At 62.6% G+C, this 22,012-nt stretch carries 20 protein-coding genes and 1 pseudogene; 17 read left to right on the plus strand and 4 right to left on the minus strand.

Annotation, left to right across the window (positions count from 1 at the left end):
• The first annotated feature begins 52 nt into the window (after positions 1–52).
• The 17 genes from P9M14_11460 (at position 53) to P9M14_11540 (ending at position 16,908) form a co-directional block, all read left to right on the plus strand.
• Positions 53–1,297, plus strand: a complete 1,245-nt coding sequence (locus P9M14_11460) for an MFS transporter (GenBank protein MDP8256357.1) — start codon at positions 53–55, stop codon at positions 1,295–1,297.
• A gap of 56 nt (positions 1,298–1,353) precedes the next feature.
• The gene (locus tag P9M14_11465; protein MDP8256358.1) at positions 1,354–2,586 is read left to right on the plus strand and encodes an acyl-CoA dehydrogenase family protein; all 1,233 of its coding nucleotides are present in this window, start codon (positions 1,354–1,356) and stop codon (positions 2,584–2,586) included.
• Between the two features lie 42 nt (positions 2,587–2,628).
• Complete coding sequence (locus tag P9M14_11470) at positions 2,629–3,069, plus strand: DUF3887 domain-containing protein (protein MDP8256359.1); 441 nt, start codon at positions 2,629–2,631, stop codon at positions 3,067–3,069.
• A gap of 282 nt (positions 3,070–3,351) precedes the next feature.
• Positions 3,352–4,584, plus strand: coding sequence for a hypothetical protein (locus P9M14_11475; protein ID MDP8256360.1), 1,233 nt, complete (start codon positions 3,352–3,354; stop codon positions 4,582–4,584).
• On the plus strand, positions 4,584–5,300 hold the full coding sequence (locus tag P9M14_11480; GenBank protein ID MDP8256361.1) for a hypothetical protein: 717 nt from the start codon (positions 4,584–4,586) through the stop codon (positions 5,298–5,300). Before P9M14_11475 ends, P9M14_11480 begins: the two co-directional genes overlap by 1 nt.
• Positions 5,297–6,223, plus strand: coding sequence for a zinc ABC transporter substrate-binding protein (locus tag P9M14_11485; GenBank protein ID MDP8256362.1), 927 nt, complete (start codon positions 5,297–5,299; stop codon positions 6,221–6,223). The genes P9M14_11480 and P9M14_11485 overlap by 4 nt, the downstream gene beginning before the upstream one ends.
• Before the next feature lie 3 nt (positions 6,224–6,226).
• Positions 6,227–6,961 (plus strand): ATP-binding cassette domain-containing protein, encoded by a 735-nt coding sequence (locus P9M14_11490; GenBank protein MDP8256363.1) that lies wholly within the window; start codon positions 6,227–6,229, stop codon positions 6,959–6,961.
• The gene (locus P9M14_11495) at positions 6,961–7,854 is read left to right on the plus strand and encodes a metal ABC transporter permease (GenBank protein ID MDP8256364.1); all 894 of its coding nucleotides are present in this window, start codon (positions 6,961–6,963) and stop codon (positions 7,852–7,854) included. Before P9M14_11490 ends, P9M14_11495 begins: the two co-directional genes overlap by 1 nt.
• Positions 7,855–7,889: 35 nt before the next feature.
• Positions 7,890–8,660 carry a DUF4198 domain-containing protein gene (locus P9M14_11500; protein ID MDP8256365.1) on the plus strand — a complete coding sequence of 257 codons (771 nt, stop codon included), beginning with the start codon at positions 7,890–7,892 and terminating at the stop codon, positions 8,658–8,660.
• An 8-nt stretch (positions 8,661–8,668) separates the two neighbouring features.
• Complete coding sequence (locus P9M14_11505) at positions 8,669–9,037, plus strand: hypothetical protein (GenBank protein ID MDP8256366.1); 369 nt, start codon at positions 8,669–8,671, stop codon at positions 9,035–9,037.
• Positions 9,038–9,179: 142 nt separating this feature from the next.
• Complete coding sequence (locus P9M14_11510) at positions 9,180–9,632, plus strand: Fur family transcriptional regulator (GenBank protein MDP8256367.1); 453 nt, start codon at positions 9,180–9,182, stop codon at positions 9,630–9,632.
• The gene (locus P9M14_11515) at positions 9,633–10,373 is read left to right on the plus strand and encodes a transcriptional repressor (protein MDP8256368.1); all 741 of its coding nucleotides are present in this window, start codon (positions 9,633–9,635) and stop codon (positions 10,371–10,373) included.
• The gene (locus tag P9M14_11520; protein MDP8256369.1) at positions 10,370–10,645 is read left to right on the plus strand and encodes a FeoA family protein; all 276 of its coding nucleotides are present in this window, start codon (positions 10,370–10,372) and stop codon (positions 10,643–10,645) included. Before P9M14_11515 ends, P9M14_11520 begins: the two co-directional genes overlap by 4 nt.
• Positions 10,646–10,652: 7 nt before the next feature.
• Complete coding sequence (gene feoB / locus P9M14_11525) at positions 10,653–12,830, plus strand: ferrous iron transport protein B (protein ID MDP8256370.1); 2,178 nt, start codon at positions 10,653–10,655, stop codon at positions 12,828–12,830.
• A 58-nt stretch (positions 12,831–12,888) separates the two neighbouring features.
• Positions 12,889–13,524, plus strand: a complete 636-nt coding sequence (locus P9M14_11530) for an L-2-amino-thiazoline-4-carboxylic acid hydrolase (GenBank protein MDP8256371.1) — start codon at positions 12,889–12,891, stop codon at positions 13,522–13,524.
• On the plus strand, positions 13,524–15,239 hold the full coding sequence (gene polX / locus P9M14_11535) for a DNA polymerase/3'-5' exonuclease PolX (protein ID MDP8256372.1): 1,716 nt from the start codon (positions 13,524–13,526) through the stop codon (positions 15,237–15,239). Before P9M14_11530 ends, polX begins: the two co-directional genes overlap by 1 nt.
• Positions 15,232–16,908, plus strand: coding sequence for a hypothetical protein (locus P9M14_11540; protein ID MDP8256373.1), 1,677 nt, complete (start codon positions 15,232–15,234; stop codon positions 16,906–16,908). The genes polX and P9M14_11540 overlap by 8 nt, the downstream gene beginning before the upstream one ends.
• A gap of 78 nt (positions 16,909–16,986) precedes the next feature.
• Here P9M14_11540 and P9M14_11545 read toward each other — a convergent pair whose 3' ends face one another.
• The 4 genes and pseudogenes from P9M14_11545 to P9M14_11560 all read right to left on the minus strand — a co-directional run bounded on the left by P9M14_11545 (position 16,987) and on the right by P9M14_11560 (position 21,690).
• A complete protein-coding gene (locus P9M14_11545) occupies positions 16,987–17,877 on the minus strand; it encodes a prepilin-type N-terminal cleavage/methylation domain-containing protein (protein MDP8256374.1) in 891 nt (296 codons plus the stop codon).
• 740 nt (positions 17,878–18,617) lie between these two features.
• Positions 18,618–18,716: pseudogene (locus P9M14_11550) on the minus strand (prepilin-type N-terminal cleavage/methylation domain-containing protein).
• Positions 18,717–18,975: 259 nt separating this feature from the next.
• Positions 18,976–20,775 carry a phosphatidylserine/phosphatidylglycerophosphate/cardiolipin synthase family protein gene (locus P9M14_11555; GenBank protein ID MDP8256375.1) on the minus strand — a complete coding sequence of 600 codons (1,800 nt, stop codon included), beginning with the start codon at positions 20,773–20,775 and terminating at the stop codon, positions 18,976–18,978.
• Positions 20,776–20,823: 48 nt separating this feature from the next.
• A complete protein-coding gene (locus tag P9M14_11560; protein MDP8256376.1) occupies positions 20,824–21,690 on the minus strand; it encodes an FHA domain-containing protein in 867 nt (288 codons plus the stop codon).
• Positions 21,691–22,012: the final 322 nt, after the last annotated feature.

Genomic DNA, 22,012 nt, shown 5'->3' on the forward strand with positions numbered 1-22,012 from the left:
CGAGAGCCGCGCCCCTTTACAAGCATCGCGCCGATCTGACAGATTCTGCGGCATGACGTCGGCGGGAACATCGGGTAACGGCCGTTTTACGCTCAGCGGCGCGTTCCGCGCCCTGGGCAACCGCAACTTCCGTTTGTTCTGGTCCGGCCAGGTAGTTTCGCTCACCGGCACCTGGATGCAGATGGTCGCCCAATCGTGGCTGGTCTATCGACTTACCGATTCGGCGCTGCTGTTGGGGCTTACCAGCTTCTTACAACGCGCGCCGATGTTCTTCCTCTCGATTCCCGCGGGCGTGGTCGCCGATCGGCTGCCCAAGCGCAGCCTGGTGATCGGCACCCAGTTGCTGGCCATGCTCCAGGCCGGAGTAATGGCTTGGCTGACGCTCAGCGGCCGCATCACCATCACCGAGGTGCTGGTGCTCTCCACGCTGCTGGGGCTGATCTACTCGCTGGACATGCCCTCGCGCCAGGCGTTCATCGGCGAGATGGTCGGCCCCTCCGACCTGGGCTCGGCGATCGCGCTGAACTCCACGGCGGTCAACGCCGCGCGGATCGTCGGACCGGCGCTGGCCGGAGTGCTGGTGGCGGCGATCGGCGAGGGACTGTGCTTCCTGGTCAACTGTCTGTCGTACTTGGCGGTGCTCGCCGGACTGCTGATGATGCGCGTACCGCGCGCCGCGCCCGGACCCTGGAGCGGATTCCGCCGTGAGATGTTTGCCGGGCTGCGCTACGTACGCGACACCAAGTGCGTGCTCTATCCGCTGCTGGCCGTGGCCGCGGTGAGCTTCTTCGGCATGCCCTACGTGGTGCTGATGCCGATCATGGCCCAGGACGTGCTGATGCGCGGCTCCCAAGGCCTGGGACTTTTGATGGCCGCCGCCGGAGTCGGCGCGCTGATCGGCGCATTTGTGCTCGCCGGGCAGCCCGACGCGCGCCGGCTGCCGCGGATGATCGCACTGGCCGCGCTGCTGATGGGCTTCGGCCTGACCGGGTTCGGCCTGAGCCGCAGCTTTGCGCTGTCGATGGCAATGATGCTCGGGGTGGGGATGTGCCTGATGATGGTCACCGCCTCGACCAACACCTATTTGCAAAGCGTGGTGCCCGACAAGCTGCGCGGCAGGCTGATGAGCGCCTACGCAATGGTCTTCCTCGGCGTGGTCCCCTTCGGCGGCCTGGCCGCAGGCACGTCGGCCCACCTGATCGGCGCGCCGCTGACGATCGCGATCTGCGGCGGGCTGACCATGCTGCTTTCGCTGCCGCTGGGCCGAGCAATCCAACGCCACTGCCGGCTAGCTTGACCGCGACAGGCCCGGCGTCATAGGTTTGTTTTGAATCCCACAGAGAGGAACCGACGATGTTCGACGTGTTGCTGAGCCCCGAGGAGCGCGCGGTCCGCGACGAGGCGCGCGAGTTCGTCAAGGCGGTCGATCCGCAGATGATCCGCAAGATGGAGAGCGAGCAGATCCGCTTTGCCCGCGAGTTCGTGGAGGAGGCGGGTCGACGCAAGCTGCTGGGCCTGCGTTTTCCGACCGAGTACGGCGGACGCGGCCTGAGCTGGGTCGGCGAGTGCGCGGCGATCGAGGAGGTCGGCGTGTTGGGCAACACCCTGGGCTGCCACTACTCGATGCCGAGCATCGTGGGCGAGGCGCTGAACACCTTTGGCACCGATGAGCAGAAACGCAAGTTCCTCAAGCCCACCTGCGAGGGTCGGCTGACCTCGGCCGAGGGGCTGACCGAGCCGCGCGGCGGATCGGACTTCTTCGGCGCGACCACCCGCGCGGTCAAGGACGGCAACGAGTGGGTGCTCAACGGCCAAAAGCGCTTCGTGGTCGGAGCCGAGGGGGCCGACTACTTTCTGATCTACGCCAAGAGCGACCCCGAGGCCGAGCCGCACCTCTCGCTCTCGCTGTTCATCGTCGAACGCGATCACGGGGTTAAGGTCGAGCACCTCTACGGCCTGATGGGCTGCCGTGGCGGCGGCACGGGCCGCATTGTGTTCGAGGACGTGCGCATTCCCGCCGACTGCCTGGTCGGGCCGCAGGGCGGCGGCGGGATGATCTTCAACCGCATGATGCTCCCCGAACGAATGACTTCGGCCGCCGGAGCGATCGGTGCGGGTCGCGCCGCGCTGGAGGTGGCGGCGCGTTACAGCAACAAGCGCAAGGCCTTTGGCCGCTTCATCCGCAAATTCCAGGCGGTGAGCTTTAAGGTCGCCGACTCGGTGGCGCGAATCGACGCGGCGCGCGCCCTGACCTACGTGGCGGCGCGCACCATCGACGCCGAGCTCGACGCCCGGCGGATGGTCTCCGAGGCCAAAAAGGTGGCGACCACCGCGGCCTGGGACACGATCAACGACGCGATGCAGGTGATGGGCGGCATCGGCTACACCCACGTCTTCCCGGTGGAGCGGCTGCTGCGCGACAGCCGACTTTCGATGATCTGGACCGGGACCAACGAGATCATGAGCCTGCTGATCCAGCACGAGTACTATAAGGAACTACTGCAAAACGCCGGCAAGACCCGCAACGTGGAAATCGACGCCATTGAGGAAGATGCCGAGGCGGAAGCCGAAAAGATCTTCGAATAATCCGGACCCCCGTCCTGGGTTCCGGGAATGAGGGGGGTGACGATGAGACATGCGGCTCTGTACGTATTGGCGGCCGTTCTGGTCGCGGCGTTGGCAGCGCCCGCGTCCGCGGGAATTATCGAGAATGCCGTGGACCGGATTTACGACATCGCCGATCCGGTGGCCGAAAACATCCTCGGCGCTTTGCGCGAGGGCGACTATCAGCGGGCGGTACGCGACTTCGATGCGACCATGCTCGCCGCGTTGCCGCCGGACAAGCTCGCAGTGGTCGACCAGACCAACCGCGAGCTGATCGGCACCTACCTGATCAAGCGCCGTCACAGCGTGACGATCACCGAGGAGGGCTTCATCGTTGTGCAGTACGCTTGCAGCTTTACCCTTGAGGATCCGGTGATGGTGCGGGTGGTCTTCCGTCGCGGCGTGGACGACCACAAGCTCACCGGCCTGTGGTTCGATTCTCCCAAGCTGCGGCAGGCCCAGTAGCAGCGCCTGGCAGCGAATCTTTAGTCAATTCAATTGAGCCGCGCCAGTCCTAAAAGCACCGCGCCGCAGTGCTGTTGCGAAGGTCTGTGAGAGGAAATCGCAGCCTTCGCTTGGGAGCACGATTTTAATTACTGTGCTATAGTGCCGCTCGTTGCGACATCCTTTTCGGTAATATGCCGCAATCCGCGAAAATATGAGATAGATCAGCAAATTCGGCGGTCTGATCGGCAAAGATCAGGTGAATAAACTGGATAACAACAGAATCGACCAATGGAGAGAGTGATGTCCAGATTCCAGACCGCTATTTGCTACGTCTCGGCCACAGCGCTGCTCCTGGCTCTGGCCATGGCGCCGCCGCCGGCATTGGCCCACGGCGGACACGGCAAGCCCGAGCTGCAGTTTATCCTCTCCCCGACCCAGCCCATATCCGACCCCGACGTCGCACTGATCAAAATCGATGGGATCGAGATCTCGCGGGCCGAGTTCCTGGCCTACATCCGCGCGGTTGCCGCGTTCCAGATGCGCGCCGACCTGCTGCAGCGCGACTTCATGCTGCATTACTGGATTGCCGAGGGGCTCTCGCGTTACTACCCAGCCGACATCAACGAGGTAATGCCGCGGATCATCGTGCTCGGGCCGGACCATCCCAAGTCAAAAGAGCTGATCTCGGACTGGATCGACAAACAGGCCGGGCTGGCTGGACTTTTCTACTATTACGCACGCAAGGCCCAGCGCGCGGGCCGGGCCGACGATCCGCAGACCCTGGCGGCACTCGACGTGTTCAACGCCCACATCAAGGCCGAGTTCCTCGAGGACTTGGTCAGCTTAGGCCAGATGGAACCGACCAAGGACGGCCTGCGTCAATTCGTAGGCGGGATCTCGGCCGAGGATAAGCTGGGGATCGCCAAATTCTACGCAGATCCGAACAAGGTCGGCAGCGTCCAGCGCAACATGGGCAAGCAACGCTGGGTCGGCTATCGCCGCGAGCTGCTCAAGGACACGGTCGTCACACGCGAATACCTCAAGGTCGATTCTCTTGATGTAGCGGCGGACACCGTGCTGCTGACCGTGGGCGATCACAAGCTGACCATGGGACAGTTCCTGGCAGTCTACGGACCGGTGCCCGACGAGCTGAACTGGAACAACATTAAAAAAACGCGTTGCGCCCAGGTAATACGCGCCTACGCCTTGGCCGACGAGATCGACAAGCTGGGGCTGGCGCCGCAATTCCTCGACGAAAAAATCGTGGCCGCGCGAATCTTCTACCTTGCAGCGGACCAAGCGGTGCGCGATTTCGGACCACAGACGCTAAGGATCTCCAACCCGGTGATCGACTTCCAGTTCTTGCGCCAAGTGGCGTATTACCTAAACCTGACCCTGTTCGAAAAAATATTCATCGACGCCAACATGCAGAACGAGGTCTACCGCAAAATGTGGATCGACCGCGAATACCTCGGCGGGCTGAAGTGGAACGTCGAGGAGGCGTACACCGGGCAGCAGGCCCAATATTTCTGATGGTGAACGCGCAGATCCGTGGATCACAGGGCGCGGGGCACACTGTTGATCGCGTGGTCCGGCCGGCCAACGGCCGGCGCGAGACCCTGCTGGTGCTGCTGGCCCTAGCTGCGATCATCGCGCTGATGCTGGTGCGCGCCTGCGCCTTCGGCGGCGAGCAACAACAAACCTACCTGCGCCCCTACCAGCAACTGGACAGTGTGCTGAGCAACCCCGAGCGTACGCTGTTCCAGAGCCTGCTGGCGAGCATGGGCGAGATCGAGGGCCTGCGCGAAGACGAGGGGCAGTGGCCTGAGGCAGCGCTGCTCGCCATGGATTCGATTCCGCCGTTCGATCCGCGCTTTTTGCCCTCGACGCTTCAGGGATACCTTTGGACCGACTACAACAACCAGTCGTGGGTCGACTACATCGGCACCCTTCCCGAGGCCGGCCAGGGCCGCACCTTTTTACTGCGGCTGATCGATCTGCACGCTGAATACCACCCGCACCCGCATCCGGGCATTGACTACGATCCGAACATGCGCGTCAGCTCGCAGATCTGGATTTACGACGAGCCCGACCGCTTCTATCCCGGCGAACGCCTGGCCGAGGCTGGATGGATGTGGGTCGTCACTCCCAACGACCGCTCGCTCAACGCCACAGAGGAGCAGGTCGAGCAGGCCAACCAGGTCTATCAACAGAACGATGAGAAAAACGAACAGGAGAATGGGCAATGAGACTGCGAACGTTCGTCGCATTGCTTGCCATGTTGCTGATCGCAACAGCCGCGCCCGCGGTTGCTGCCGACAAACTGATTATCGGCGTGGCGCTGCACCCCTACTACTCATGGGCGCTAAACATTGTCGGTGACCGCGCCGAGGTGCGCACGGTGATTCCACCGGACAGCGACCCGCACAGCTACCAACCGCGGGCCGAGGATCTGGCCAACCTCTCCAACCTCGACGTGGTGATCTTCAACGGCCTGGGACACGACCAATACCTGGAACAGATGATCCAGGCCGCGGGGCGCACTGACATGCCGCTGATCCGACCCAACCAGGGGCTGCCGCTGATCCCGGTGTTCCGCGAGACCTACGAGCTGGTGGACGGCAAGCCGCAAATTCGTCAACACACGGCCTACAACAGCCATTCGTACATCGCGATCCTTGGCGCGATCCAACAGATAAACACCATCGCCCGCGAGCTGGGAAACCTCGACCCGCCCAACGCCTCGTACTATCGCTCCAACGCCCGGGCCTACAACCGCCGCCTGCGCAACATGCTGGGCAACGCCTTGGACAAGATCAACGAGATCGACGCCGCGGGGACGACCCTGGCCACGGTCCACGACGGCTACGCCTACCTGTTCCAGGAGCTGGGACTGAATGTCTCGGCGGTAATCCAGCCGCGCCACGGCATCGAGCCCTCGGCGCGCCAACTGGCCGACACGATCGAGCAGATTAAAAGCAAGGGCATCACCATCCTCTTTGCCGAGCTGGACTACGACAAGAAGTACGTGGATATAATCTTTCAGGAGACCGGCTGCCGAATTTACCAGCTCAGCCACATCTCCCACGGCGAGTTCTCGCCCGAAAAGTTCGAGCGCGACATGCAGGCCAACCTCGATTCGATCATCAAGGCGCTAAGCGAGGCGCGTTGAAAGATGGCCGCGATTCTCGATATCCGTGACCTGAACGTCGAACTCGGCGGGCAAACAATTCTCGACCGGGTGAGCTTCAAGGTCGAGCGCAGCTCGATTCACGCGCTGATCGGCCCCAACGGCGCGGGCAAGACCACGGTGATCCGCAGCATCCTCGGCGGCATGCCGCACCGCGGTTCTATCGTTTTTCACAGCAACGATGGCGGCTGGATCGGTCACGTGCCGCAGTTGCTCGAGTTCGACCGCTCGCTGCCGATCACCGTGGCCGATTTCATCATGATCAGCCTACGCCGCAAGCCGTGCATGATCTGCCGTCACAGTACGATGCGCATGCATGTGTCCCGGGTGCTCGAGCGCATGGAGTGCGCGCACCTAGCCGATCGTCTTCTCGGCGGACTATCCGGCGGCGAGCTGCGGCGGGTGCTGCTTGCCCAGGCGCTGGAACCGCTGCCCGAGATGCTGCTGCTCGACGAGCCGACGAGCAGCATCGACGAGCACGGCGCGCGGCTGCTCGAGAATCGGCTGGCACGGCTGTGTAGCGAGCAGGGTGTGACGATCCTGATGGTAGCCCACGATATCGCGCAAATTTTGCGCATCGCGGATCACGTAACCGCAATCAACCGCACGGTGACATACGACGGCGGACCCGAGCGGCTGCGCGATCCTCAGCACCTGGGCCTACTGTTCGGCATCGAGGGTCGGGCCAACGACGCGCCGGTCAAACGGGAACTGGATTGATGGACTGGTTCTACGAGTTGGTCGCCGGCTGGGCTAGGGAGGGATGGCTGCCCTCGACGTTCGAACACGCTTTCATGGTGCGCGGAATGCTCGCGGCACTGCTGATCGGCCCGCTGCTCGGCGGCATGGGCACGATGGTGGTAACCAAAAAACTCTCGTTCTTCACCCAGACCGTGGGCAACGCCGCTCTGAGCGGGGTCGCCCTGGGTCTGCTGATCGGCGAATCTGTGGACGGCACCTACTTCGGCCTCTACGGTTTTTGCCTGGCCGTGGCGCTGCTGATGAATTATGTGCGCAACCGCACGCGCATCGCCGTGGACACCGTGATCGGCGTGGTGCTGGCCCAGGTGTTGGGCCTGGGTGTGGTCCTGCTGGTGCTGGTGACCAAACAGTTTAACATCCACCAAATCGAGGCAATCCTCTTTGGCAGCCTTATAACCCTACGCGACATCGACCTGTTACTGCTGCTGATCGTCGGTGTGCTGGCAAGCGGCCTGGGGCTGCTGCTGTTCAACCGCACGATGCTGGTCAGCTTCAACCCGGTGCTGGCCAAGGCGCGCGGCCACAACCCGCTGCTGATCGATTACCTGTTCATCACCGCGCTCACCGCCGTGGTGGTCGCCAGCCTCAAATTGATCGGCGCACTGCTGGTGCTGGTGCTGATCGTTGTCCCGGCGGCCGGCGCGCAGAACGTGGCGCGCAACCTGCGCTCGTTCTTTTGGCTCAGCGTGGCGCTCTCCACGGTGAGCACCGTGGCCGGGCTGCTGATCTCCAGCGCCTGGCCGGTTCCCACAGGCGCGGCGATCGTGCTGGTGGCCTCGCTGTTGTTCTACATGGCGTTGATCCTCAGGCCGCTGTTCGGGCGCTCGGGCATCGGGCAGGGACAGGCCTGAGCTGATAAGCATTGATATAGAAAGAGGAGATGAAAATGAGCAAGCGAATGGCGATAGCGATGATGCTTGCGGCGGCCCTGCTGCTGCCGTTGAGCGCACTGGCACATTTCGCCGTGGTTCAACCCTCCGACGATATCGTCGCGGCCGGCGACTCCAAGACGATCAAGGTCGATCTGCGCTTCGGCCACCCCTTTGAACAGGGGCTGATGAATATGGTCAAGCCCCAGCAGTTCGGCGTGCTGGCAGGCGGAGAGAAACAGGACCTGCTGAGTTCGCTGCAACTGGTCAAGCAGGGCGATTTCAGCACCTGGAGCACCGAGTACCAGATCGGACGGCCCGGCGACTATGTGTTCTACCTCGAGCCCACCCCCTACTGGGAACCGGCTGAGGGCAAGCTGATCATCCACTACACCAAGGTGGTGGTTCAGGCCCTGGGCCTGGAGGAGGGCTGGGACGAGCTGCTGGGCTTTCCAATTGAGATCCGGCCGCTGACCAGGCCCTACGGCCTTTGGACAGGCAACGTGTTCTCCGGCCAGGTGCTGCTCGAGGGCAAGCCCGTGCCGTTCGCCGAGGTCGAGGTCTCCTACGACAACAAGGACAAGATCCCGTCCCCGGACGAGGTCTACTGCATCCAGGTGGTGATCGCCGACCAAAACGGCGTGTTCTCCTACGCCATGCCGCGAGCCGGTTGGTGGGGATTCGCCGCGCTGGAGGACGGGCCCGAGCAGCTGCTGGCGCCCGATGGCGAGAAACACCCGGTGGAAATCGGCGGCCTGATCTGGGTCAATACCGTCGATTTCAAGTAGAGGTCAAGATGAGAAACATAAAGCTGCTTTTAGTCGTATCGATGTTGGTCCTTGCATCCTCGGCCCTGGCCCACGGGGTCAGCCTCTGGGCCTATGTCGAGGACGGCACGGTGTTCATCGAGGCCTTCTTCTCCAACGGCAACAAGGTAATGAGCGGCCAGATTTTCGTGCTCGACTCGAGCGGCGAACAGATCCTCGCCGGCGAGACCGACAATCAGGGCAAGTTCAGCTTCAAGCCGCCGAAGATCGACGATCTCAAAATCGTCCTGATCGCCGGAGAGGGACACAGCGCGGAATACCTGCTCAAGGCCGACGAGCTGCGCGGCGATACGCCGCAGCCAACTCCCACGCCCGCGGAGCAGCCAACGAAACAATAGGCCCGCATCGACGGAAGATCGAGACGAGACGAAACGAGCGGCCCGCAGGCTTCCTCCTTGACAATTGATACTGAGTTTCAATAAAATGAATTGAAACTTGGTTTCATTTAGCCCGCGTTTTCGTGAGGGTTTGATCGAGGAAATGAAGTCGCCGCTGGAACAGTTCAGAGAGTTCGCCGCTTGCGAAGGCCTGCGCCTGACCCGCTCGCGCGAGGACGTTGTTCGGGCGGCCTTCGCGCTGGACGACCATTTCAACACCGATGATTTATTGCGTGTGCTGCGTCGACGGCGCTTGCACGCCTCGCGGGTTACGGTCTACCGCACGCTGCCGCTGCTAATCCGCGCCGGGCTGATCCGCAAGGCCCTGCCCTGCGCGCAGAACGAGCAGCAGCTCTACGAACACGTTTGGGGCTTGCCGCACCACGATCACCTGGTGTGCGAGGTCTGCGGCCGGATCGTCGAGTTCGCGGACCAGCGCATCGAGCGCGCCCAGCGCCGGGTCGCCGAGGAATACGGCTTTGCACTGAATCGCCACACCCTGGAGCTGCGCGGCGTATGCGGCGATTGCAGCGCCAATCCCGAGGTAGAGCAATAGATGTACAGCATCGACGACGCAACCAACGCTTTCAAATCGTACCTGGCCGGCACGGGCAAGCCCTTCGGCCTTGACCGCGAGGCGGTGCTGCTGGCGGCCCTGGACACCCACGAGCACTTTACCCACGGCCGGCTTGTGGACCGACTGCGCGAGGCCAACCCCGAGATCATGCCCGATCTGGTGCAGATGGCTCTGGGCGAGATGGTGCGCGCGGGCTTAATTCGCAAGGTGTTTTTCGGCGAGGGACCTGTCTACTACGAACACGTCTACGGCCATTTGCACCACGACCACTTGGTCTGCGTGCGCTGCGGAGAGCTGATCGAGTTCCGCTCTGACGTGATCGAGGCTGAGCAGCGCCGGATCGCCGAACAGCATGGGTTCAGGATTTTGCGTCACAGCCTGCAGATCATGGGCGTCTGCGAACGATGCAGCGCCGAGCCGCTGTCCCAGCTGCCGGAATTCGCAATCGAGGAGCAGCCGGACCCGGACCGCGTGCTGCCCTTGAGCCTGGTGCGCGACGGCCTACGCGCCCAGGTGGTGCAGATCGAGGGCGGCAGCAACCTCAAGCAGCGACTGACCTCCCTGGGTTTGACCCCCGGCGACGAGATCGAGGTCTGCCACAACACCTTTGCCGGACCGTTCGTGATCAAGGTCAAGGGCTCGCGCATCGCCCTGGGTCGCGGGATGGTCGATCGAATCCAGGTACGGCGCATCCTCGAACCTGCAGAGGACGACGCATGAGTCCCGGGCATCGCCACGGACACGGTCACGACCACGGGCCGACGCTGCGCGACTGTCGCGAGGGCGACGTGGCGACCGTGCTTCGCGTGCACGGCTCCGGCGCGTTCCGCCGGCGGCTGATCGAGATGGGCTTTACACCCGGCAGCGTGGTGCGCGTGGAGAAGTACGCCCCGCTCAAGGACCCGGTGGAGTTCGTGCTCAAGGGCTACCACGTCAGCCTGCGCCGCGAGGAGGCCGACCTAGTCCAGGTCGAGAAGCCAACCGAAGATTGAGACGACAGTGAAACGCATCACTATCGCCCTGGCGGGTAATCCAAACTCGGGCAAGACCACGATCTTCAACGCGCTGACCGGCGCGCGGCAGAAGGTCGGCAACTGGGGCGGCGTGACCGTCGAGCGCAAGCAGGGACACCTGGAGTTCGAGGGGTACGAGGTCACGGTTGTCGATCTGCCGGGCACATACTCGCTCACCGCTTACTCGATCGAGGAGCTGGTCGCCCGCAACTACATCGTGGACGAGCGACCCGACGTGGTGGTGGACATCGTCGACGCGGGCAATCTGGAGCGCAACCTGTACCTGACCACCCAGCTTGTGGAGCTGAGCTGCCCGCTGGTGATCGCGCTGAACATGATGGACGTGGCCGAGCAAAAGGGGCTGAAGATCGCCATCGGTCGGCTCAGCGAGATCTTCGGCGCGCCGCTGGTGCCCACGGTCGGCTCACGGGAAAAGGGACTGGAAAGCCTGCTGCGAGCCTGCATCGAAGTCGTCGAGGGGCGCAACGACGCAATACGCCCAGTGCGCATCCCCTACGGCTCCGAGGTCGAGGGTCACCTGGCCGAGCTGACACAGATGTTGCCGACCAGCCAAATCGAGCGCTGCTACGCTGCGGAGCGCTGGATGGCGATCAAACTGCTCGAGAACGACCGCCGGGCGATCGAGAACATCGCCGAGGCCGAAAATAGCGAGAAGCTGCTGCTGACGATTGAGCGCCTGCGCGAGCATCTGGTCTCGCTTTACGGCGACGACCCGGAATTGCTGTTCGCCGAACGACGCTACGGCTTCATCGCCGGCGCGCTTAAGGAGACGCTGACCGAAACGCTGATCGACCGCGTCTCGGTCTCCGAGCAGATCGACCGCGTGCTGACCAACAGGCTGTTCGGCCTGCCGCTGTTCGCGCTGATGGTCTGGGCGATGTTCCAGTTCACGTTCACGGTCGGCGCCTACCCGATGGACTGGCTGGACATCGGCGTTTCCTGGCTCGGCCGAAGCGTGGGCGCGCTGCTTCCCGCGGGACTGCTGCGCGGGCTGATCGTCGAGGGCGTGATCGGCGGCGTGGGCTCGGTACTGGTGTTCATGCCCAACATCCTGCTGCTGTTTTTGTGCATCAGCTTCCTCGAGGACTCGGGCTACATGGCGCGCGCCGCTTTTTTGATGGACCGCGTGATGCACCTGCTGGGTCTGCACGGCAAGAGTTTTATCCCGTTGCTGATGGGCTTTGGCTGCACGGTTCCGGCGGTGATGGCCACGCGGACTCTGGAAAGCGAACGCGACCGGATTCTGACGATCATGATCAATCCGCTGATGTCGTGCTCTGCGCGGCTGCCGGTCTACGTGCTGCTCGCCGGCGCGTTCTTCCCCCCGGCGCGTGCCGGGACCGTGATCTTCTCGATCTATTTGCTTGGCGCGCTGCTGGCGGTGCTGGTCGGCAGGCTGTTCTCCAAAACAATCCTGCGCGGTCAGGCCGCGCCGTTCGTGATGGAGCTGCCGCCCTACCGCCTGCCCACGTTCAAAACCACGGCGATTCACATGTGGGAGCGCTCCAAGATCTTCGTGCGCAAGATGGGCGGCGTGATCCTTGTGGGCAGCATTGTGATTTGGTTTCTTGGCGCGTTCCCGGTGCACGGACCGCGGCACCAAGAGCTGACCGGGCGGATCGATGCCCACGGCCTGAGCTACGGGCTGTACCAGGCCGGTGCCAACTCCAAACAGCGGTTGACCATCGAGCTTTACCACACGGAGCACGTGGCCCAATTACAGCAAACACTGGAGGCCGATCGCATCGCTGAGAGCTACATCGGCCGCATCGGCCGGACCATCGAGCCGATCTTCGCGCCGCTTGGACTGGATTGGCGCGCGGCCGTGGCCGTGCTCACCGGGTTCGTGGCCAAGGAGATTGTGGTCTCGACCCTGGGCGTGCTGATGCAGGTCGACGACGAGCAGCAGCCGGGCAACGCGGGGTTGATCGTCGCCCTGCGCAATACCGGCATGACCCCGCTGATCGCCTACGCTTTTATGGCGTTCATTTTGATCTATACGCCGTGCCTGGCCACGGTGGCCGCGATCCGCCGCGAGACCAACTCGCGCAAGTGGGCGGCGTTCAGCGTGGCCTACTCGTTCGTGCTGGCCTGGGTCGTGGCCTTTTCCATCAAGTCGGTCGGCGGGTTGCTCGGATTTTAGCTCGTGGCGTTATGAGCGTTATAATCGATTTCTAAATACGTCGACTGCGAGGGAAAGCATGGGCGAGCGGCTCGATCTGGCATTGTTCGACCTGCGGTCCGGCTGGGCCGCGCTGAAGATCCTGGCGTCCGAGCTGGGCTGGTTCGGGGCGCTGGGGGTCGGCCTGCGGATCGCGGTCGGCCAGGCGCGCGGCGAGCCGTTTAAAAAGCTCGGCCCGCCGCAAAGCCGTGGCGAGGAGCTGACCCGGCGGCAGGCAGCGGGCGCGGTGCTGCTCGAACGCGCGTTGGCGCGGCGGATGGAGAGCGACCAGGCGTTTAACCTCACCCAGCGCGTGGTCGAGGAGGGCTCGCTGATCTTCCTGCGCGCGCAGATCCCGCGCATTGAGCGGCCGCGGGTGCTGGCGATGTCCGGCGACGAACGGTTGGCGTTTTTGCGCGGCATCAGCGCGCGCTTTCCCAACTCCACGGTCGAGGGGCTGAAGATCGAGGGCGAGAGCGAGTTCGAGTTCAAGGTGGTGCGCTGTTTGTTCGTCGAACTCTGCGCGCGCATCGAGCGGCCCGACTTGGCGCCGTTGTTCTGCGCCGGCGATTTGCTGTACTTCGAACGCGAGCAACCCCAGGTGCGGCTGCAACGGCCCAGCACGCTGTCCGAGGGTGGCGAGTGCTGCCATTTCCAGTTCCGCTGGAAAGGTTAATGGACAACCGCGGAATCGCCGAGAAGCTCGAACAGATCGCCCTGCTGCTCGAGCTGCGCGGCGAGGTGGTGTTCAAAATTCGCGCCTACCAAAACGCGGCGCGGATGCTCAAGGGACTCGAGGAAGACCTGGAGCAGTTCGTCCAGCGCGCCAATGCCGGCGAGGTCAAGGGAATCGGCAAGGCGCTGAGCGAAAAGATCGAGGCCCTCTATCGCACGGACGAACTGCCCTACCTCGAACGCCTGATCGCCCAGTTCGAGCCCGGAATGCTCGAGCTGCTCAAGGTGCCCGGCCTGGGAGCGAAAAAGGTGCGGGCGCTGCACGAGCAACTGGGGATCAGCTCATTGGGCGAGCTGGAGTACGCCTGCCACGAGAACCGGCTTGTAGAGCTCAAGGGGTTCGGCGCCAAGAGCCAGGCGGCGATTCTTGAAGGCATCGTGCGCGTGCGGCGCTTCTCCCGCCGCGTGCGCTATCCCACGGCCCGCACGGCCGCCGATGCCATGCTTCAAACGTTGAACAGCAGCGGATTGGCCCAGAGGATCGAGGTCGCCGGCTCGTTGCGGCGCAGGCTCGAGACGGTCAAGGACCTCGACCTGCTCGCCGCCTCGAACGACCCCGAAGCCATGATGCGCGCCTTTATCGAACAGCCCGAGGCAACGCAAATCATTGGCCACGGCGAGACCATGTCATCGCTGGTGCTGCAATCGGGAATCGCCGCGGATCTACGCGTGGTCTCATCCGAGCAGTGGCCCGCGGCCTTGATACACTTCACCGGCAGCAAAGAGCACAACACGCAGCTGCGCTCGCGCGCCAAAGGCCTGGGGTTCAAGCTCAACGAGTACGGATTGTTCCGCGGCGAGACGCCCCAGCCGCTGGCCGACGAGGCCGATCTCTACGCCAAGCTGGGTCTGCACTATATCCCGCCCGAGGCGCGCGAGGGCCAAGGCGAGATCGAGCTTGCCGAACGCTCGAAGTTCCCGCGGCTGGTCGAGGTCTCGGACCTGCGCGGGATAGTGCACTGCCACACCACATTCTCCGACGGCAGCAACACGCTGGAGGCCATGGCCCACGCCGTGCTTGAGCGCGGCTACCAATATTTGGGCGTGTCCGACCACTCCCAAAGCGCGTCGTACGCCGGCGGACTCAAACCCGACGACATCAAACGCCAGCGCGAAGAGGTGCAGCGGCTCAACAGCGAGCTGGCGCCGTTTCGCATTTTGCACGGTATCGAGTCCGACATTCTGGCCGACGGATCGCTGGACTACGACGAGGCGCTGCTGGACTCCCTGGACTTCGTCATCGCCTCGGTGCACTCGCAATTCAACATGAGCTTCGAGCAGATGACCGCGCGGATCGTCGCCGCGGTGCGCAACCCCTACACCACGATCCTGGGCCATCCCACGGGCCGGCTGCTGCTCTCGCGCGAGGCCTACCCGCTGGACGTCGAGGCCGTGCTCGAGGTCGCGGCCCAAACCGGCACGGCCATCGAGCTCAACGCCAATCCGCACCGTCTGGACCTGGATTGGCGTCATCACCGCCGTGCCAAGCAGCTCGGCGTCTTGATTGCAATCTGCCCTGACGCGCACTCGATCAAGGGCATCGACGACGTGGCCTACGGCGTGGGCATCGCACGCAAGGGCTGGCTGGGTCCGCAGGACGTGTTGACCTGTCTGGACCTGCCGCACCTGCTGTCGTTGCTGCGGGCGCATGGCTGAATCGAAGCACACCTCAGCCCATCCACGGGCAATCCGTCAACACCGCGCCGCGTACAACGCCCTAGGCTACCTGATGCGTACGCTGTTGGTGTGGGCTGCGCTGATCTACGTGATCAAGCAGCTGCACGAGCGCTACTTCTCGATCCGCAACGCCGTCGGCCTGATGGACGTGATCGCGCAGCTCGACCTGTTCCACGATTTAAGTTACGCGCTGCTGCCCGCGGCGCTGCTGTTGCTCTTGGCGCCGCGATTGCGCACCAAGCCGCTGCCACGTTTGATGCTGCTGCTTGCGCTGCCCGTCGCACTGGCCGTGTCGTTCTACTTGTCCCGACTCCCGTTGCACGTCGCGCAGGGCTACTGGCCGCAGACCGCGGAGGTCAACGGATCGGACCGGGCCGCAAACTATCTGGGTCTCAACCTGTTCATCGTGCTCTGGTTTCACGTGCTCGGGCAGTCCGGCGGCGCCTTGCAGACGGCGGCGGCGCGTCTGCCGCTGCTCTCCGACCTGTTGGTACCGTCTCTGGTCTGGGCCACCGGCCGCGCGCGCAACGGGCTGTGGTTCGCCCCTTTGCGCGTATTTCAGACGGCGCTGGTCTGCACTGCGCTGTTCGTCCCCTGGGTGATCCACCCCCATCCGCTGGAGTCGATCCCCCCGGAACTGGACCGCTTCAGCAATGCGCCGATGCGGCGGCTGATCGGCCCGCCCGCGTACCAGGTCTTCGTGCATCCAAATAACGGCACGCTGCTGATGACCATCAACACCCAAGGGATCTACCTGATCGATCCGCAGGACGGTTCACGCCTGGCCGAGCTCGAGCCCGGGCTGCCGAACATGCAGATCGTGGCCTATGACGATCAAACCGATCAATACGTGTACGTCGATGCGGACGCGGGACGCACCCTGGAGCTCGACGCAGCGACCCTGCAGATCGTGCGTGAGACTGCAATCGAAAATCCGATGCCCGATCTGATCGAACAGTACATGCTGATGACGCTGCTGCCGGACGGACGCGACACGCTGGCGGTCTACTGCCAGGTGGCGGTCTTACGCGTCACTCCCCAGGGCGATCGAATCAGCGCCTATAATATTCACCAAAGCCTGCTCTCCTCGGTGGAGTACGACCCACGCCGCAAGACTTACCACGTCCCGTTGTGGGCGCCTGGAGAGCTGGTCGAGATGGACGGCGAGTCGCTGTGGATCGGGCGCAGGCTGGCCATCCCCAACTTCGCCGAGCGCACGGCTCTGGACCCGCAGACCGACCTGTTGTACGTGGCGTTGCCCCTGCGCGGCCAGTTGCTGGCAGTGGATTTGGAGCGCTATCAGCCCGCGGCGCTGGTGCCAAGTTTTCCGGGACTGCGACTGGTCAGCCTGGATCACGCCGGCGGCCGGATGATTATCTCGGGCTTCGCCCCGCTGATCGAGGTGCGCTCGCTTAGCGATTACTCGCTGATCGACCGCATCCCCGGACCGCCCTGGGCGCGCTGGATGGACGTCGACGAGCGCAACTCCAAGCTCTACCTCACCTCTTGCATCTATGGACTGTACGAGTTGGACCTGGATGCGCTGGGCGGCGATTCGTGGCCCGCACGCTGGCGGCGCATGGATCCGTTCTACCCGGCGGCCGGCCTGCTCGCGCGCCTCATCACAAGCTTGCTGGGATGGAACTGAGAAACACGCCATAAATACAAACAAGACGGGCGCGGCCAAGGCCGCGCCCGCCATTCTCGGTTGCTGGCTATCCGGGGCTTACTTTCCGCAGTTTGACTGGGCGGCGATGGAGGTGATCATCCCCTTCTCCGCTCCGCTGATGATCCCTGCCTTCTTGCACTCATTGGTGTAGTGGGCCACGCAGGACTCGTACTCACCGTGGTTGGCCCAATCCCAGTCGCAGGGGCACATTGCCTCGATCGGGCAGTCGCCGGGATACACCGGATTGTCATCATCATCATCATCATCGTCGTCGTCGTCGTCGTCGCCGCCAATGTCGTCGTCATCATCGTCGTCGGCATCGTCGTCATCGTCGTCGTCGCCCAGGTCGTCGTCATCGTCGGCGTCGTCATCGTCGTCGCCGTCATCGTCATCGTCGGCGTCGTCATCGTCGTCGCCGCCCAGGTCGTCGTCATCGTCATCGTCGTCGCCCGCGACAGCCCCGTCTCCGGGCCCGCAACATAGAGGAGCCATCGGATCCTCGTCAAACTCGGCGACGTCAGGGGCGTTGTCGTCAAGGGCATAGATATAGTTGGAGCTGTTGAGCTGCGAGGTGCTGCAGATCACCCAGTCATGCGGCTGGTATCCGTCTATTCCCTCGGGAAAGGCGTTGACCAGGGTGCCCGATCCGCCCTCACCGTCCTCGTCGATGTAGGGGCTGATGATCTCGTATTCACCTGCAATCGAATCCTTGCCCGTGCGGCTGTACATATCATCCAACTCGGCCGTGGTCGGCGGCATGCCATGGTCCTCCTGGAAGATAACCGCCAGGGACTGCAGATTGCGAACGTCCATCATCACACTTGCGTTCTCGGCGTCTCCGCGCACTGAGGCGTAAATCGGGATGGCGATCGCCGACAAAATGCCGATCACTGCGACCACGATCATCATCTCGATCAGAGAGAATCCGTTCTCTGCTCTTGTGTGCATTGCTTTTCTTTCCATGACAGCCCCTCCATTTTGAGCGCCAGCGAATAAGAGATATTCACGAAGCATGCCAAGGGCTTCGCTAAATATAAACGACCTGATTACAATGAGTTGAATGCCATAAGGGATGAAGTTCCGTAATTGCTCAAGTTGGTTATAAAACTTTTTGAAACCAACTGTTTACAATACGTAACAGCGACCCCGCACAATTGGTCGCCAAACAGCGGCGCCAGCCCGGAATTGGGGCGGTCCGCGTTTAGCCCGATTTTATCTTTGGAAATAGGTGGTCGGTGCGGCGGCTGTGAGCCGCCGCACTCGAAGAATAATGCGGGCTATAAAAACTGGTCGATATTCAGTGGATCCTGCCCGTCGGGCACGCGCACCAGCGGGTTGTCGTCCATGCCGAAGATGTATTCGTATTTCGGAAGTTCGCGGGTGCTGAAGATCAGGAAGAACTTGGGCGCGTATTCCGATGGAGCAGGCAGGCCGTTGGCGCCGCCCACACCGGGATTGCCGTCGTCCCAACCGTCCCAGTCGTTGCCGTGGCCGTTGTTGTCGTCTTCACTGTTGATCATGATCATGTATTCGCCCACGATCGAGTCCTTGCCCGACCTACGATACATTTCGTCGAGCTGATCGAGCGTCGGCGGCGTCCCCTTGTCCTCCATGTAGATCACGGCCAGCGACTGGAGGTTGCGGATATCGCTCACAACTTCAATGAGTTCGGCATCGGCCCGCACTCCCCTGTAGGTGGGAATTGCGATTGCAGACAGAATACCGATAATACCGATCACAATCACAAGCTCGATTAGGGTGAATCCTGCTTTCGCTCGAGCATCCATTTTATCGCCCTCCTCGCCTTTGGATCGGCTCCGTCGCTCCAATTGCGGTGTTTCATGCTACCTCTCCGTCTTGATGAGATACATTCCCCATGCCACAATGGAGATAAATCTTGATTGCTTTATCGTTTCAACTGATTGATGTTAGAGCTGCACAACATGTGGGGGCGATCGCTGCATAACTTATTCGCCAACAGGCTTACAAAAGGTAAGTATTTAGCCCGTAATACTAGTATTAAACTTGTCTTTGTTTACGCGATTGTCAGTACAGCAGCTCTGCGTAGCGGGCGATCTCCATCCGTTCGCGGGCCTGTTCGCTGAGTTCGGAGAACAGCTCGGGAGTCAGGCGGGAGCACTGGGTCTCCAGGCGCTGCTCGAACACCTGCTCGAGCCTGCGCACCAGCGTGGAGTCGAACAGGTTGATCATATTCTCGGACTCGATGTAGCACGAGCGCATGGTCAGATTGAACGAGCCGACAGCCGCAACCTCGCCGTCGACGATGATCTCCTTGGCGTGGTAATACGGCTGGGGCTGCTCCGAATCGCCGGTGCCGTTGACTAGATAGACCTCGATCCCGGCGCGGATCAGCTCGCCGAAGTGCCGTAGCGAGACAAAGTACCCGCTGCCGAAGGTCACTTCGCTGCTGGTCTCCAGCGAGTTGCTGATCAGCTTGACCCGCACTCCGCGCTGCACCGCATCGAACAGCGCTCGGCGCAGCAGGCAGTCCTGAAGCGCCACGTACTGCGAGCCGATCAGCACCCGCTGCCTTGCAAGCTGGATCAGCGTGACCACGCTGTGCAGCACCGACAGGTCGCCGGCCCAAGGGCGCGATTGTACGAATTGCGCCTCGACCGAGCCTGAGGGCGCGGGATCGGGCAGCAGCTCGATCGGCTGTACGCGCTGCTCGTCGTCCGCGGAAAACTCGTTGAAGCTGCGCAGGAATCCGCGCTGGATGGATTTAACCAGCGGCCCGTGGATCATCAGGTCGAGGTCGATCCAGCTATGGAAGTAGCGGTCGTCGAGGTTGCGTCCGCCGACGATCGCCCGTTCGCCGTCCACGATCAGCAGCTTCTCGTGGATCGCATAGTCCAGCAGCGGCAGTGCCGGCAGGCCGCCGGGGCCCTGGAATCCGGGCAGCCAGTCGGGTACCCGGCCCTCACGTTTGGCAGCGTTGCGCTCCGAATAGGCGCGCAGCCAGACCGCCCAGCCCGGCCGCTCCTCGGGCGGTCCCTGGGCCTTACGCAGCCGGTCGGGGTCGAACATCACCAGGTTGACCCCCTGCATACCGCGGTCGAAACCGCGACGCGCCTCATCGAAATACTCACGGAACGTCTCACGGCTGCCCAGGCGCGAGATGTCGAACTCAATTCGGCGTCCCAGGCTCTGTAGCTCGCGGACCACGCCCGCGAACTTCAGCCGTAGCGCGCTCAGCGGCGAGGCCGCAATCTGAGTCGTGGCGTTGAGGATCACGTTGACCTCGATCCCCGCCGCAGCGCGTTCCTGCAGCGCCTTGACGATCTCGCCGACCTGCCCCTCGTCGTCCATGATGTAGGTCTGGAGGTTGATCTGCCGCTTGGCCGAGCGGATCAGCTCGAGCCTGTCGCGCATCGAATCATCGCCGCTCAGCAGCGGCTCAATGCGGTTGCCCCCCACCGTCTCAACCTTGCCCGCGCGTTCGAGCATCCACCGGCCCAGATCCGCGCCCGGCCCGCCCTGGGCCGCGATTCGCGCGTATTCCACTTCCAGTCGCGCCCGACCTTTGGCCGAATTCCCCTCACTGTCCAGCGCCCTGACCAACGGATCGTGCCGTCCGGTCTCGGCCAGCAGCGGCACCTCGATCTCGACGTGGTAGACCCCTTCGCGGGTCTCGGGGATGCTGCGCCCCGGGTCAAGCCGCATGGCCGCGTCCGCCGGGCCGCCCAGGGTGCGCAGATCGACGCTCACCGATTCGATCGTCACCGCGTCAGCGCGCGAAAATACTGTACAGCAGACGCGCGTATGGCCGCTGCCGTCGTTGGGCGCGCTCGCGGGTTGGGCTCGCAGATCTTTGATTATTGCCATTAAGATCAGTATTAAGCGCTACGGCACCCCGGGTCAATCGCACCCATTTTACGCGTCGAGCTTGTCCAGCACCGAGCGCAGTAGGTCCTCGGCCGTGGCGACCGATGCGTCGGCCTCCACCAGCGCGCTGGAGACGCTCAGTTGCAGCGGTTCGTCGTCGAGGTCGAACATTGAAGAACCGATCAGATTCACCAGTTGCTCCAACTGCTCGGCCGCCTGCTGATAGTTCAGGCTGGGCAGCACCAGGGCGAAGGTAGCCGGTGCGATGTTGTACAGCGACTCGTCGGTGTTCAGCGATGTCAGGGCCAGCGCACGGAACTGGGCCAGCAGCCGGTCGCGCGACTGCGAACCACGCTCGTTGAGCACACCGTCGAGCTGGTCGATGCGCAACACGGCCAGGCACAGTTGCCTGCCATAGCGCTTGAGGCGGTACAGCTCGCGCTCGAGCTCCTTGGTCACCGAGCTGCGGTTGAACTCGATCACCAGATTGTCCACGCTGTTACACGTAGCAAGTTCGTTTTCCAGCTCGCGATCGGCCTCCTCGCCGGCCAGGAACAGGAAGCGCGACTCGCCGACCTTGATCCGATCACCGTTCTCGATGGGCTGCGAGGAAACGCGTCGGCCGTTGACATAGGTGCCGTTGGTCGAACCCAGGTCCACGATGTACGGCCCCTCGTTGCTGACCACGATCCGGCAGTGCAGCCGCGAGACGAATTGCTGGTTGAGCGTCACGTCACACTTATGGGAGCGGCCCATCAGTAACGAGGAATTACGGATCGAAAATAACTTGCCGACCTCGTCGCCCTGAATCGTAACCAGGCAGCAGAACAGAGCCTTATCCTGGAAAATGTCGCTGTCCGTGATCGATTCACGGTTAATCATGGTGATTCCGCTGGTTTGCCTAGCGTGTTCCACTTGACTTTCCTCACTGCTCATCTTTTTTAGCCTCTCGTTCATGACCAAACTAAACAGCAACCCGCATGCCGAACTGTGGACAAGACGCTGTATCTACTTGATATTAGGCTAATCTTATTTTTTTAGTGTTCTTTGGCCCAATCCAGCCCAAGCAAGCTGCTTCACACCTAGCGGCCCAATTTGACCCAATCTTCCCCAATCCGAATCTTAATTTTCCACCCCGCACCCGGCACCTTGGAGGTGCCCGCATGACTCGCGTAGTTCGATGGTTGTTAGGCAACGATCCACCCCGCGACGACACCTTTGAGGTGCCACAAAACTC

This window comes from Candidatus Alcyoniella australis, from assembly GCA_030765605.1.
GTDB lineage: Bacteria > Lernaellota > Lernaellaia > JAVCCG01 > Alcyoniellaceae > Alcyoniella > Alcyoniella australis.

Excerpts from the sequence above, each read along its gene's own strand:
- P9M14_11490 (MDP8256363.1), top strand. The coding sequence starts at position 6,227 with ATGGCCGCGATTCTCGATATCCGTGACCTGAACGTCGAACTCGGCGGG.
- P9M14_11480 (MDP8256361.1), top strand. The coding sequence starts at position 4,584 with ATGGTGAACGCGCAGATCCGTGGATCACAGGGCGCGGGGCACACTGTT.
- P9M14_11495 (MDP8256364.1), top strand. The coding sequence starts at position 6,961 with ATGGACTGGTTCTACGAGTTGGTCGCCGGCTGGGCTAGGGAGGGATGG.
- P9M14_11460 (MDP8256357.1), top strand. The coding sequence starts at position 53 with ATGACGTCGGCGGGAACATCGGGTAACGGCCGTTTTACGCTCAGCGGC.
- P9M14_11530 (MDP8256371.1), top strand. The coding sequence starts at position 12,889 with ATGGGCGAGCGGCTCGATCTGGCATTGTTCGACCTGCGGTCCGGCTGG.
- polX (MDP8256372.1), top strand. The coding sequence starts at position 13,524 with ATGGACAACCGCGGAATCGCCGAGAAGCTCGAACAGATCGCCCTGCTG.
- P9M14_11545 (MDP8256374.1), bottom strand. The coding sequence starts at position 17,877 with ATGCACACAAGAGCAGAGAACGGATTCTCTCTGATCGAGATGATGATC.
- P9M14_11555 (MDP8256375.1), bottom strand. The coding sequence starts at position 20,775 with ATGGCAATAATCAAAGATCTGCGAGCCCAACCCGCGAGCGCGCCCAAC.
- P9M14_11485 (MDP8256362.1), top strand. The coding sequence starts at position 5,297 with ATGAGACTGCGAACGTTCGTCGCATTGCTTGCCATGTTGCTGATCGCA.
- P9M14_11470 (MDP8256359.1), top strand. The coding sequence starts at position 2,629 with ATGAGACATGCGGCTCTGTACGTATTGGCGGCCGTTCTGGTCGCGGCG.
- P9M14_11520 (MDP8256369.1), top strand. The coding sequence starts at position 10,370 with ATGAGTCCCGGGCATCGCCACGGACACGGTCACGACCACGGGCCGACG.
- P9M14_11505 (MDP8256366.1), top strand. The coding sequence starts at position 8,669 with ATGAGAAACATAAAGCTGCTTTTAGTCGTATCGATGTTGGTCCTTGCA.
- P9M14_11500 (MDP8256365.1), top strand. The coding sequence starts at position 7,890 with ATGAGCAAGCGAATGGCGATAGCGATGATGCTTGCGGCGGCCCTGCTG.
- P9M14_11540 (MDP8256373.1), top strand. The coding sequence starts at position 15,232 with ATGGCTGAATCGAAGCACACCTCAGCCCATCCACGGGCAATCCGTCAA.
- P9M14_11515 (MDP8256368.1), top strand. The coding sequence starts at position 9,633 with ATGTACAGCATCGACGACGCAACCAACGCTTTCAAATCGTACCTGGCC.
- P9M14_11465 (MDP8256358.1), top strand. The coding sequence starts at position 1,354 with ATGTTCGACGTGTTGCTGAGCCCCGAGGAGCGCGCGGTCCGCGACGAG.
- P9M14_11475 (MDP8256360.1), top strand. The coding sequence starts at position 3,352 with ATGTCCAGATTCCAGACCGCTATTTGCTACGTCTCGGCCACAGCGCTG.
- P9M14_11510 (MDP8256367.1), top strand. The coding sequence starts at position 9,180 with ATGAAGTCGCCGCTGGAACAGTTCAGAGAGTTCGCCGCTTGCGAAGGC.